A 12,512-nucleotide genomic window follows, 5' to 3' on the forward strand; every position below is an offset into this window, starting at 1 on the left:
GTCTAGCTACCGGAGATATTCGCGAACGCGGGCTCCAGTTTTTCGAGCACGTACGGCACCGACAGCGCGGTCGGCTGATTGATGGCATTGATGGCGACCACATCGACGAACGCGATACCGCCGCGCTTGACCGAGGGCAGCTCGTTGTAGCCGGGCAGATCCTTGAACTTGGCCTCCAGCGCGGGCATCGCGCCGCACACCAGCAGATCCGAGGTCAGATCGCCGAGGCGTTCCGGGGACAGCGCGAGGCGGCCGCCGGACGGGGCCTCGCGAACAATGTTCTCCGGCATGGTCATACCCAGGCGGGTGAACAGTTCGGCGGAGCCGTCCTTGGGATCGGCCAGCACCATCAGCTGCGCAGGACCGGTCAGCATGCAGGTCAGGAAGGTCTTGCCCTTCACGCCCGGATGCTTGGCCCCGACCGCGTCGATCTTGCCGTCCACATCGGCGATGACCTTCGCGGCCTCGGTCTCCTTGCGCAGCACCTTGCCGAGCGTGGTCACCTGGTCCTGCCAGGAGTCGATCTGCGCGCTGGACAGCGAATCGATGGTGGGGGCGAGCTTGGACAGCTTGTCGTACATGGTGCGATCGGCCATGAAGGCCGGGGCCAGAATCAGATCCGGCTCCAGCGCGGCGATCTGCTCCACATAGTCGCCGGTGGCCTCGATGCGCTTGGCCGACTCCGGGATCGCGGGCTCCCACGGCACCTTGGTGGTCGCGGTCAGCCCGGGCACCAGATAGCCGACCGGGGTCACCCCGAGCGCGAGCGCGGCATCGAACCACTGCGGGCCGAGGGTGACCACGCGCTTGGGGGTGCCGTCGATCTTGGTCTCGCCCATCACGTGCTTGACCGTCACCGAGCCCGCGCCCGACTCGCCGTCATCGGATCCGCAGGCGGCCACACCGGCCACCAAACCCAGTGCCAGCAGGCCTATTCCGGCGCGACGCCACAGTCCTCGGGTGTTCACTCGTGTTGCTCCTTGTCTCGGGCGGTCGCCTCCAGCACCGCGGCCAATCCGTGTACCGCCGGGGTGTCGAACACCGCGCGCACATCGATCTCGAATCCGAACTCGGCGCGAATCCGCGCCACCAGCTGATTGGCCAGCAGCGAATGGCCGCCGAGTTCGAAGAATGAGTCGTCCGCGCCGATCCGGTCGGTGCCGAACAGCTGACCGAACAGCGCGGCCAGCCGAATCTCGGCCGCGGTCACCGGATCCCGGTACGGGCGGGTGGTCAGACAGACCGGTTCGGGCAGGGCGCGGCGATCCAGTTTGCCGTGCTGGGTCAGCGGGATGGCGTCGATGAGCGCGTACGCGGTGGGCACCATGTACTCCGGCAGCGCTTTCGCCGCGTGCGCACGCACCGAATCCGGTTCCAGCGCACTCGATTCCGGGACCACGTAGGCGGCCAGCATGGGGCCGGTGACGGCATTGCCCACCACCGTGACCACGCAATCGCGGATCTCGGGATGCGTGGTGAGCGCGGCCTGCACCTCACCGGGTTCGATGCGGTAGCCGCGCACCTTCACCTGTTCGTCCGCGCGACCGGCGAATTCGATCGCGCCCGCGAGATTGCGGCGAGCCAGATCACCGGTGCGGTACAGCCGTGCGCCCGGGGTGTACGGGTCGGCGATGAAGCGCTCCGCCGTGGCCGCGGTGCGGTTCAGGTAGCCGCGCGCCAATTGCGGTCCACCCAAATAGATTTCACCGATCACGCCCGGGGGCACCAGGCGCAGGTGGTCATCGAGCAGGTAAAGATCGACATTGCGGTTCGGATGGCCGATCGGCACGATGCGATTGCCCTGCGGGCCCTCCACCGGCATATGCGTGGCACTGACCACGGCCTCGGTCGGGCCGTAGTGATTGCGCAGTTCGGCGTCGAGCGATTTGGTGAGCCGGTCGGCGATCTCACCGGGTAGCGCTTCACCGCCCACGGGCACGAAACGCAGTGTGCGCCAATCGCTCACCTGCGGCAGGGATAGGAAGGTGCGCAGCAGCGACGGCACCATGTGCAGCACCGTCACCCCGTGGCCGGTCACCAGATCGGCGATGTACGCCAGATCGGAGAACCCGCCGGGGCGCGGAATGATCAGCCGCGCACCGAGGGTCAGGGTGACGAACACATCGAGCAGTGAGGCGTCGAAGCTCACCGACGACGATTGCAGCAGGCGATCGTTCGCGGTCATCCCCCACTGCGCCCGGAAGCCGATGAGGTGATCGGCGATCGCGGCGTGCGGGACCGGGACGCCCTTGGGGCGGCCGGTGGAACCCGAGGTGTAGATGACATAGGCCAGATTGCCCGGCAGCAGCGGCCGCAGGCGATCCGCGTCACTCGGATCATGTGCTGGCGCATCGGAAGCCACCGATTCGGCGGCCTCCAGCTCGACCCGGCCCAGCACCAGGCGCGGGCGGGCGTCGTCGATCAGATAGTCGATGCGCTCATCCGGGTACGCCGGATCGATGGGCAGATAGGCCGCGCCGGACTTGAGCACCGCCAGCACCGCGACCACGAACTCCACCGAGTTCGACAGGCGCAGTGCCACCAGGTCCTCGGAGCCCAGGCCCTGACCGATCAGCCAGTGCGCCAGGCGATTGGCGCGTTTGTTCAGCTCGCCATAGGTGAGCTCGACATCGGGCACCGCGCGCTCACCCAGCGTGTAGCCGGGGGCGACCAGCGCCACCGCACGCGGTTCGGCAAGCACGCTTTCCTCGAACAGCGCCACCATGGTGGTCGACGGGTTCGAGACCCGCTCACCGCGCGAAAGCTCCAGCAGCCGAACCTGTTCGGCGGCACCGAGCAGCACGAGCTCACCGATTCGACGCTCCGGCGCGACGGTGCCCTCGGCCAGCAGCCGGACGTAGTGCGACAGCAGCTGTTCGATCAGATCGCCCGAGAACCGGTCCGCCGGATACTCGGCTTCCAGGTACGCACCCAACTCGTCACGAACCACGGTGAGCCGCAGCGGAACTCGCGGGGACGGGCTGCCGATGTCCAGGCGCGCCGAGGTGACATCCGTCAACGCGGGACCGGCCGATACCCGGCGTACGCCGAATCCCAGCCGGACCAGCTGATCGAGTCCATCCCGATCGGCGCTGCGCTCCGGATTGACCGCCGCCACCACCTGATCGATCCCGATCGCGCGATGCTCATGGGCTCGATCCCAGGAATCCCGCACGGCGGCAGCGAATTCCGCGAACGTACGCCGATCGTCGATCGCGGCGCGCAACAGCAGGGTGTTGCCGAAGTATCCAATGGGCGCACCCGGCGACTCCGGCAGCGATTCCCCGGCACGCGTGGTGACCGGTACCGACACCAGGAAATCGGGCGCGGCGGTGTACCGATGCACCAGCAACTCGAACGCGGCGAGCAACACCGGCTCCGCCGACGTGCCCAGCTCCCGCGCGAATTCATCCACACCCGAGAGCAATTCGCCGGGCACCTCACGCACAACACGCACAGCGGCGGCAGCCTGCTGCGCCACCGATGCGGTCCGGGCGGGCAGATCCAAAGGCTCAGGCAGCGGAGTCAATTCCGCGCGCCAGAAGTCGATCCCGGCGGGGACGGCGCTCGCTCCCGACAGAGCCGACGCAGTGTTCTCCCCATGCACAGCAGATACAGCGCCCTCTTCCGAAACGGCCGGGGCGGAACCCTCCCTCGTCATCCCGGCATGCTTTTGGCCGGGATCCGTCGCGGGAGACGGTTGTACTGAGGCGTGTGGATCCCGGCCAAAAGCGCGCCGGGATGACGAGGGGGCGTGCCGCGATGACGTGGGTTCAGCGACGGCCAGGTCTGTGTATTGCAGTGCGGGGCCTGCGGGGAGTGCGCCGTTGTAGGCGGCGGATAGGTCGCGGGAGAAGATGGTCCAGGATTCGTCGTCCCAGCAGAGGGCGTGGGCGACCAGGACGAAGGCGAATTCCGCTGCGCCGGTGCGGATCAGGGCGAAGCGGATGGGAGCGGACTCGGCCGGGGTGAAGGGTTCGGCCAGGACGCGGCGGATGAGGACTTCGGCGCGGCGGGTGCGGCTCAGCGGCGAGAGGCCGGAGAGGTCGTCTTCCTGCCAGGCAAGTTCGGCATCGGCCAGGGCGGCCTGGAAGGGCTCGCCGTCGGGGCCGACGCCGTAGACCGTGCGCAGGATGTCGTGTCGTGCCAGCACTTCACCGACGGCCGCGCGCAGCAGCGCGGGATCCAGGTCTCCGGTCAGGCGGTAGGTGATGCCGACATTGAGGTCGGCATTCCCCGGTTCGCGCTGTTGCAGGAACCAGGCGCGCCGCTGGCCCGGGGACAGGGGGCGGCGGATATCCGCCGCGGTCCCGTCGGCGACGGTCGACATGACACCGGACCTCATTCGGGCGAATCGGTGAGATAGCCACCGCGCGCGAAGAATTCACTGCCCTCGCGCTCGACGCCGTCGGCGGTGCGCACCTTGGTGATCACCACGGCGTGATTGCCGCCGCGCTGCGGATTCGGGCCGCACACCACCGCGCCGCCACCCTCCTGCACGATGACCCGGCCCTGGGTGCCGCCGTAGCGGGCCTCGGAGATGTGCGCGGCCAGGATCTCCACGCGCTCACCGCGGTAGTGCGAGAACGCGCGCGGGTACGGCTCGGACAGCGCGCGCACGAAACGCTCCAGATCGACCGCGTCCCAGGAGAAGTCGATGCGGCTGTCGCGGTCCGAACGCTTGTGGAAATAGGTGCGCTCGGCCTTGTTCTGCGGCTTCCAGTCGGCATTGCCGCTGGTGAGCGCGGCGAGTGCCTCGTGCACCGCGCCCGGGATCAATTCCATTCCGGCGAGCACCAACTCGGTGCCGGTCGCGCCCTCGGGAATCGCGAGGCGGTGCTGGACCAGGATGTCGCCGGTGTCCAGCTGCTCGTCCATGCGGTGCACGGTGAGCCCGAATTCCTCACTGCCGCTGATCAGCGCCCACAGCACCGGCGAGAAGCCGGTGAACTTGGGCAGCAGCGAATCATGCAGGTTCAGCGTGCCGTAGGGCGGCAGCTTGTACAGCTCCGGCGGCATCCAGGTGTACCAGCTGTTCACCACGATCACATCGGGTTCGGCGCGCTTGACCAGATCGATGGTCTCCGCGTCGGCGCGCTCGGTGAGGTGCACCGGGATGCCGTGTTCGCGGGCCAGCTCCTCGACCGAATCGTTCCAGATCGCCTTGTAGGACGACTCGCTGGCCGGGTGGGTAACCGAGAGCACCACCTCGTGTTCCGAATCGATCAGGGCCGCAAGGGTTTTGCGGCCCCACGTCTGGAAGCCGAACGACACGATACGCATTGAACCGAACCTCATCTCCTCTTAAGTAAGGCTAGCCTAGCCTACTGGCCGACCCGTGCGGGTGTGACCCTCGCGGCCGCGGCTCGACCGGCAACTTCCTGGCCATCGACCGCCGGACGCAGCACGCGATCCGAAAGTTCGCCGAGGCAGCTGAGATTCGGGAAGCCCGGACCCTGCGTCAGCGCGGCCATATTCGGCAGGTAGAGCTTGGCCCCGAGGTTCGCCACGGCCAGGTCGTAACCCATCGCCGCCTCAATCCGGGGCTGGGTAAGCGGACCGCCCACCGCCAGCTCCAGCAGATCCCTGGCATCGGCGTCGAACAGGTCCAGGAACCACAGCGGCTGCCCACCGGTCGCGTCCACCACCAGATCGAAGACATGCTGCTCATCGGGCCGCGGGGCATTGCGCAGCGTCAGCGTCACACCCTCACCACTGTCCCGCACCCGCGTCACCCGTCCCTGCAGGTGATGAACCCGGTTGTCGCCCAACAGGCTTTCCTGCACGCGCACCGAGAACACCCCGCGATCGGTGCGGCGAATCACATCGCGGCGCTGCTCCAGACTCAGCCCGGCCCACTTGCCCGGATCGCTGTACAGCGCGTTCTCGAAGTAGCTCTCACCGCGGGTGTAGAGCGTGGCCATCGGCGAAATGACCGAGACCGTCAACATCTCGTGGCAGACCAGCTCGTCCAGCGCCGAACCCGCGGTCTCACCGCCGCCGATCACCGCCACCCGCGAGGACACCGGCAGCGCGCGCCGCCCGGCCAGCTCCCAGAAATCCGAGATGCTCAACACTTTCGGATGATCGGCCAGCGCGCGCGTACTGCGGCCGGGACCGGTGATCATCAGATCATCGGCATCGAGCTGGGTGACCACGCCGTCGGCGTCGGTGACCGATACCAGCCAGCCGTCCGCCGCCGGGGCGATGGAATGCACGCGCCCGGACACCAATTCGAGATCGATGCGATGCCCGATCCACTGCAGGTACTTGGCCCACACGTGATGCTGCGGACTGGGCCGCCCGCGATCGATCCATTCGGCGTAGCCGCCCTGATCCACCAGGAACGCGGTCCAGCTGAAATCATGCATGGCCTCGTTGATCTCGCGATTGCGACCGCGCGCCCAGGTGGTGTGGTACGGGAAGCCCACATCCTTCTCGGGGCTGGTGCCGAGCCGGTGCCGGCCATCGGTCCAGCCACCGCTGGGCAGCCAGTTTCCGCCGACCGCGTGCGGCTCCACCACCACGACACGCGGGGCGGGCAGACCGAGTTTGCGCAGTACATGCGATTTCGTGGCCACCGCAAGGGCTTTGGGCCCCGCGCCTACAACCAGCAGAGTCTTCACCGGGTTCACACTCACTTTCTCTCGCGAACGACGGGCGATCGCGTCACAGCAACCGGGTCCCCTCCCATGTTTGCATAGGCTTACCTTATATTGCTTGGGTACCGTCTGGGCACCGCCCGCGGCTCACCGAAGTGAACGATTGGATGAATACATGATCAGCACCACCCGAAAGAAGCTGGGAGCAGCGGTTTTCGCGGCCGCCGCCGTCGTCGCCGGGTTCAACGTGGCGACTGTCGCACCGGCCCAGGCCGCCCCCATCGTCTCCCCGGTTCGCACCGCGCAGCCGGGCCTGGGCGATCTGAACTCCAAGCTGCGACTGGCCCTGAACCCGGGCGCGGACCGCAATGCCCGCGCCAACGAGCTCGAGGCCGGCGCCGCCGGTCTGCCGCTGCTCGATCAGGTCGGCAGCGTCATCAACACCGTCCCGAGCCTGCGCTGGACCGTGGCCGGTCCGGTCGGCCAGAACGGTGACACCGTCACCGCCAACCTGCAGGTCACCGTCGACGGCTACGGCACCTTCCCGAACATCGAGATGGCCTGGCGCGAAATCGATGGCACCTGGAAGCTGACCCGCGAGTCGGAGTGCTCCGTGGCGTACTACGCCGGACAGTCCTGCAACCTGTAATCGGTTACACGACAAGAGAAAACCCCGGGCATTCGCTGGAATGCCCGGGGTTTTCCCGTCTCCCGGCCCGGCAGCCGCGAGAGGTGCTAGACCGGAACCGCTTCCAGACGCCAGCCGGTCGCCCGGGTGCGCTCATTCCAGAAGGCGGCGTAGCGGCCGTCCAGGGTCAGCAATTGCGCGTGCGTACCGCGCTCGACAATGCGGCCCGCCTCCATGAACAGGATCTGATCCGCGTGCGCGATGGTGGCCAGGCGATGCGCCACCACGATGACCGTGCGGTCCCTGGTGAGTTCGTGCACACCGCGCACCACCACGGCCTCGCTCTGCGGATCCAGGGCGCTGGTGGCCTCGTCCAGCAGCACCACGGGGGCATCCTTCAGCAGGGCGCGCGCGATCGAAACACGCTGGCGCTCACCGCCGGACAGGGATGCGCCGCCCTCGCCGACCGGACTGTCCCAGCCCGCGGGCAGGCGTTCGGCGATCTCGTCCACCCGTGCCGCACGCGCGGCCGCGCGCACCTGATCATCGGTGGCGTCCGGGCGTCCGGCCCGAATGTTCTCCAGCACCGAACGATTGAACAGATACACGTTCTGGAACACCAGCGAGATGCGGCTCAGCAGCGCCGGCTGCTCGCGAACGTCATTGCCGCTCAACAGGACCCGGCCCGAATCCACATCGTGGAAACGCGCGGCCAGGCGCAGCACCGTGGACTTGCCCGCGCCGCTGGGGCCGACGATCGCGGTCGTGGTACCCGGCTCGACGGTGAACGACACCTCCGAGAGCACCTGCGCGCCGGTGCGGTAACCGAAACTCACATTGTCGAACACGATGCTCGGCGCACCCGGCTCCGGATCGGAATCCGCCTGCGGCAGTGCGGGTTCGGCCAGCAGCGTACTCACCCGCTCGGCCGCCGAGGCAGCCGAACGCAGGGCGGTGCCCAGCTGCGCGGCCTGATTCAGCGGTTCGATGAAACGGGCGCTCACCGCGATCAGCGCGATGGCGGCCGCCGCGGAAATGCTGCCGCCGGTCACCTGGCCCACCACCAGATACACCAGCACCAGGAACACCGCCTGCACGCACAGCGCGAACACGATCAGACCCGGCACACTCGCGAACAGCAGTCCCGAAGCGGCCTTGCGCTGGCGGGCCAGCGCCGCGTTCAACGCCTTGTTACCCGCACCCACCGCACCGAAGGAACGCAGCACCGGCTGCGCCTGCGCGAATTCCAGCACCCGCGCGTTCGCCTCCGAGGACGCCTCGTGCAACTGCTCATCCGAGGCGGTGTACGAGCGATTCGCCCACAGATTCACCAGATACAGCACCGGCGCGGCCAGCAGCATGGCCAGCGAGACACGCCAGTCCACGAACAGCATGCCGATCGCCACACCCAGCGGAACGATCACGCCGGTCAGCATTTTCGCCAGCAGATACGCGATCAGGCCCTGCACCTCGCGCACGTTCTCCACCACCAGGCGGGACAGCGAACCGGCGTGCTGGGTCTCGAACCAGCCCAGCGGCAGCGAATTCAGGTGATCGCCGAGCCTGGTCTGCAAACCCTGCTGCATACCGACGCCGATGCGCAGGCCCAGCACCGCCTGCACGAAACCGAAGCCGATCACACCGGCGACCGCGATGGCCAGACCGATGGTCCAGCGCCAGGCGCTAGCGGTATCCCCGTCGAACAGCGCCTCGAGCACCGGCACCAGCAGCACGTACGCGAGCGCCTGGCACAGCGCCTGCGCGGTGATAGCGGCCAGCAATCTCGGTGTCAGCGAGGCGAACTCGCGCGGCACCAATGCGAAAACATTGCGAATCATCGTGTTCCCTCCAGCACCACGTCCAGCGCCGCCTCATTGATCTCCCACAGCCGCTGATAGAGGCCGTTCGCCGCGCGCAGGCTCTCGTGATCGCCCTGCTCGACCAGTACGCCGTTCTCCAGCACCAGGATTCGATCCACACCGGTGATGGTGTGCAGGCGATGCGCGATCACCAGTACGGTGCGGCCCGCCACCAGCGCGGCCAGCGCGTCCTGCACCGCCGCCTCCGATTCCGGATCGGCGAAGGCGGTGGCCTCGTCCAGCACCAGCACCGGGGTGTCCGCCAGCAGCGCGCGGGCAATCGAAAGGCGTTGCGCCTCACCGCCGGACAGGGTGGCATCGACGCCGATCTCGGAGTCGTAGCCGCGCGGCAGCGTGCTGATCCGATCGTGGATCTGCGCGGCGCGGGCCGCGCGCTCCAGCGCCGCGTCATCGGCGTCGGGGCGGGCCAGCAACAGATTGTCGCGGATACTGCCGCGAATCAGGCGCACATCCTGGAAGACGAAACCGACGGTGCGATACAGCTCCTCGGTGCTGAACTCGCGAATATCGCGGCCGCCGATGCTGATTCGGCCCTCCCGCACGTCGTAGAACCGCGGCAGCAGTTTGGCCAGCGTCGACTTGCCCGAACCGCTCGGGCCGACCAGCGCGGTCAGCGTGCCCGGCGCGAGCTCGAGATCGATACCCCGCAGCACCTGATGATCGTCGCGGTAACCGAAACTCACGCCCTCGAAACGCACCAGCCCGGCGGGGGCCTCGGCCGGTTCGGCGGAAGCTGCCGCACCGGAAACCAATTCGGGGGTCTGCATCAATTCGTGCAGGCGCAGGGCCGCGTCACTCGCGGTGCGCAGCGCCTGCGCGCCATAGCCCAGACCCATGAGCGAACTGCCCAGGCCGAGCCCGATCATCAAGAACGGCAGTACATCCAGCGGCTCCACCCAGCCCGCGCCCACCCCGGTCAGGCCCGCCAGCACCACCAGCAGCATGACGAACACCGGTGAGACCACCGCGTCCGAGAGCGACTGCACCGAGACGATCGGCATCTTCAACTTGCGCAGGCTGTCGGTCTGATGATCGACCGCGTCCTGGAAAACGCCGTGCGCCTTGCCCGTTCGACCGAACGCGCGCACCACCTGGATACCGTCCACGAATTCGACGGTCGCCTCCCGGGTGCGCTGTTCGGCGGCGTTGTAGACCAGCATGCGCTCGCGGCCGGGCTCATCGAGCATCTTCTTCATGCACAGCGCGTAGAGCACCAGCGGCAGCAGCAACACCAGGGTGAGCCGAATGTCCACGGTGGCAAGGTAGATCAGCGTCACCAGCGGAATGGTCACCGAGCCGATGAAGTCCAGGCGGGCGTGCGCGACCAGATAGTGCAGCGCCTCCACATCGTCCTGGAGGTACTTCTTCACCTCGGCCGAGGTGCGATCACCGAACCAGCCCAGCGGCACCCGGGTCAGCTTGTCCGCCAACAGGCGGCGCAGGCTCAACTGATATCCGGCGTCCACCAGATGCGACCAGGTCAGCGCCACCGCCTGCAATACCGCGCGCGCCACCAGCACCAGCACCGCGATGAGCAGCAGTCGCCACACCCGATCGGTGTCGACCTGCGTGCGCAGCAATTCGCGGCAGGCCTCGACGATCAGCAGGAACGGGACCACCGCGCAGACCGAGGCGACCGCCACGATCAGGCTCGCCAGTGAGAGCGTGCCCGCGACCGGGGCCAGAATCTCCTTGCGTGCCTGCGCTTCCCGCTGCTTGCGCGCCTTGGCCTCGGCTTTCTCCAGTGCCCGCGCCGCCTTGTCCGGCGCGACCTCCACCGTCATCAGTTGCCCCTCACCCTTGTTCGGTTGGCCCGATCCTCACACAAGAACCATCAGAAAGATAGGGTAGGCTAACTTCGCTGAGTGAATTACAGGTGCTCCCGGAATCGACCGGCGCGGGCCCGCGTTGTCGCCAACATGACAACCTCCGTCGTAGACACCAGCACCGACCACGGCACCCACGTAGCCGACCGCCTGCGCCACGACACGATCATCTGGCTGACCACCGTCGGCCGCACCGGCACCCCGCAGCCCAATCCCGTCTGGTTCCAATGGGACGGCAGCGAAATCCTGCTCTTCAGCGAGCCGGGGCAGGCCAAGATCCGCAATATCGAACACAACGGGCGCGTGGCACTGCACCTCAACAGCACCTCCGACGGCGGGGACGTCGTCATTCTCACCGGTACCGCGCGCATCGACGACCGGCGGCCCGGAGCGGACGAACTCGCCTCGTACACAAAGAAATACGCCGCGGGTCTGGTCGATATCGGAATGACCGCCGAGGCCTTCTACGACAAGTACACCGCGGTCGTGCGCATCACCCCGGACCGGTTGCGCGGCTTCTGAACCGGAGGTGACCCCGTCCACACACGCTGACCTGCGACTCCGGGCCGCGACCGCGCGGCAGATAGGGTTCACCCGGTGAGACGCAGGCAGCAGCCGCCGCTACCCAAGCGGCACGGGTTGGACCCGGCGCGGCTGCGGCTGCCCGAGGACGGGGAATGGGCGACCATTCGCGATCACCTGGTCGAACGACTCCCCCGCGTCGATCCGGCGCGCATCGACGCGCTGCTGCGCGAAGGCGGGATCGTCGATCTGGACGGACCCATCGCGCCCGACGCCGCGTACGTGCCCGGCGGGGCGGTGTGGTTCCACCGCGATCTGCCCGATGAGATCGAGGTGCCGTTCCAGATCGGCATCGTGCATCGCGACGAGAACATCCTCGTCATCGACAAACCACACTTCCTGTCGACCATTCCCCGGGGACAGCACATTCTGCAGACCGCGCTGGTGCGGCTGCGGCTCGAACTCGACCTGCCCGATCTGGTGCCCGCGCACCGGCTCGATCGGGTCACCGCCGGACTGATCCTCTTCATCGTGAATCCGGCTGTGCGCGGGGCGTATCAGACCATGTTCCACAAGCGGACAGTGCACAAGGAATACGAGGCCATCGCGCGCTTCGATCCCGAACTCGAACTACCGCGCACCATCATCAGCCGGATCATCAAGGAACGCCAGGTACTGCGGGCGTTCGAGGAACCCGGCGAACCCAATGCCGAAACCCATATCGAACTGCTCGAACAGCGCGACGGACTGGGCCGGTATCGGCTGCGGCCCAAGACCGGGCGCACCCATCAGCTGCGGCTGCACATGAACTCGCTCGGCATTCCGATCCTGGGCGATGACTTCTATCCCGACCTCACCGACAAACCGGTCGAAGACTTCACCCGCCCACTGCAATTACTCGCCGGTGCGCTCGAATTCACGGACCCTATTTCCCGGCAGCCGCGCCGCTTCGAAACCGCCCGCACGCTGCAGGCTTGGCAGGACCCCGAAGGCTGGGCCAACGGGACCGCGCCTGCCGGTGATCAGCTTTAACTACTTTTCAGGTGCTTTCTAA

At 67.4% G+C, this 12,512-nt stretch carries 9 protein-coding genes; 3 read left to right on the plus strand and 6 right to left on the minus strand.

What is annotated here, in order from left to right; all coding sequences use genetic code 11:
• Nucleotides 1-2: 2 nt before the first annotated feature.
• Genes ACFVUS_RS17120 through ACFVUS_RS17135 form a run of 4 tightly spaced genes read right to left on the minus strand, consistent with a single transcriptional unit; the run spans nucleotide 3 to nucleotide 6,626 of the window.
• On the minus strand, nucleotides 3-968 hold the full coding sequence (locus ACFVUS_RS17120; protein ID WP_387766669.1) for an ABC transporter substrate-binding protein: 966 nt from the start codon (nucleotides 966-968) through the stop codon (nucleotides 3-5).
• The gene (locus ACFVUS_RS17125) at nucleotides 965-4,330 is read right to left on the minus strand and encodes an amino acid adenylation domain-containing protein (protein ID WP_387766672.1); all 3,366 of its coding nucleotides are present in this window, start codon (nucleotides 4,328-4,330) and stop codon (nucleotides 965-967) included. The genes ACFVUS_RS17120 and ACFVUS_RS17125 overlap by 4 nt, the downstream gene beginning before the upstream one ends.
• 11 nt (nucleotides 4,331-4,341) lie before the next feature.
• The gene (locus ACFVUS_RS17130) at nucleotides 4,342-5,283 is read right to left on the minus strand and encodes a methionyl-tRNA formyltransferase (protein ID WP_387766675.1); all 942 of its coding nucleotides are present in this window, start codon (nucleotides 5,281-5,283) and stop codon (nucleotides 4,342-4,344) included.
• A gap of 41 nt (nucleotides 5,284-5,324) precedes the next feature.
• Complete coding sequence (locus tag ACFVUS_RS17135; protein ID WP_387766678.1) at nucleotides 5,325-6,626, minus strand: SidA/IucD/PvdA family monooxygenase; 1,302 nt, start codon at nucleotides 6,624-6,626, stop codon at nucleotides 5,325-5,327.
• A gap of 151 nt (nucleotides 6,627-6,777) precedes the next feature.
• Here ACFVUS_RS17135 and ACFVUS_RS17140 point away from each other — a divergent pair, with 151 nt between their 5' ends.
• The gene (locus ACFVUS_RS17140; protein ID WP_387766681.1) at nucleotides 6,778-7,251 is read left to right on the plus strand and encodes a hypothetical protein; all 474 of its coding nucleotides are present in this window, start codon (nucleotides 6,778-6,780) and stop codon (nucleotides 7,249-7,251) included.
• Nucleotides 7,252-7,337: 86 nt separating this feature from the next.
• On the opposite strand, the gene ACFVUS_RS17145 is transcribed toward ACFVUS_RS17140, so the two are convergent.
• A complete protein-coding gene (locus ACFVUS_RS17145; protein WP_387766684.1) occupies nucleotides 7,338-9,068 on the minus strand; it encodes an ABC transporter ATP-binding protein in 1,731 nt (576 codons plus the stop codon).
• Nucleotides 9,065-10,894 carry an ABC transporter ATP-binding protein gene (locus ACFVUS_RS17150; RefSeq protein ID WP_387766687.1) on the minus strand — a complete coding sequence of 610 codons (1,830 nt, stop codon included), beginning with the start codon at nucleotides 10,892-10,894 and terminating at the stop codon, nucleotides 9,065-9,067. The genes ACFVUS_RS17145 and ACFVUS_RS17150 overlap by 4 nt, the downstream gene beginning before the upstream one ends.
• A gap of 135 nt (nucleotides 10,895-11,029) precedes the next feature.
• Here ACFVUS_RS17150 and ACFVUS_RS17155 point away from each other — a divergent pair, with 135 nt between their 5' ends.
• Together ACFVUS_RS17155 and ACFVUS_RS17160 are read left to right on the plus strand one after the other, a co-directional pair.
• Nucleotides 11,030-11,458, plus strand: coding sequence for a TIGR03667 family PPOX class F420-dependent oxidoreductase (locus ACFVUS_RS17155; RefSeq protein ID WP_387766690.1), 429 nt, complete (start codon nucleotides 11,030-11,032; stop codon nucleotides 11,456-11,458).
• Nucleotides 11,459-11,533: 75 nt separating this feature from the next.
• Nucleotides 11,534-12,490, plus strand: a complete 957-nt coding sequence (locus ACFVUS_RS17160; protein ID WP_387766693.1) for an RluA family pseudouridine synthase — start codon at nucleotides 11,534-11,536, stop codon at nucleotides 12,488-12,490.
• Nucleotides 12,491-12,512 lie beyond the last annotated feature (22 nt).

It is taken from the genome of Nocardia sp. NPDC058058, from assembly GCF_042885355.1.
Classification (GTDB): domain Bacteria; phylum Actinomycetota; class Actinomycetes; order Mycobacteriales; family Mycobacteriaceae; genus Nocardia.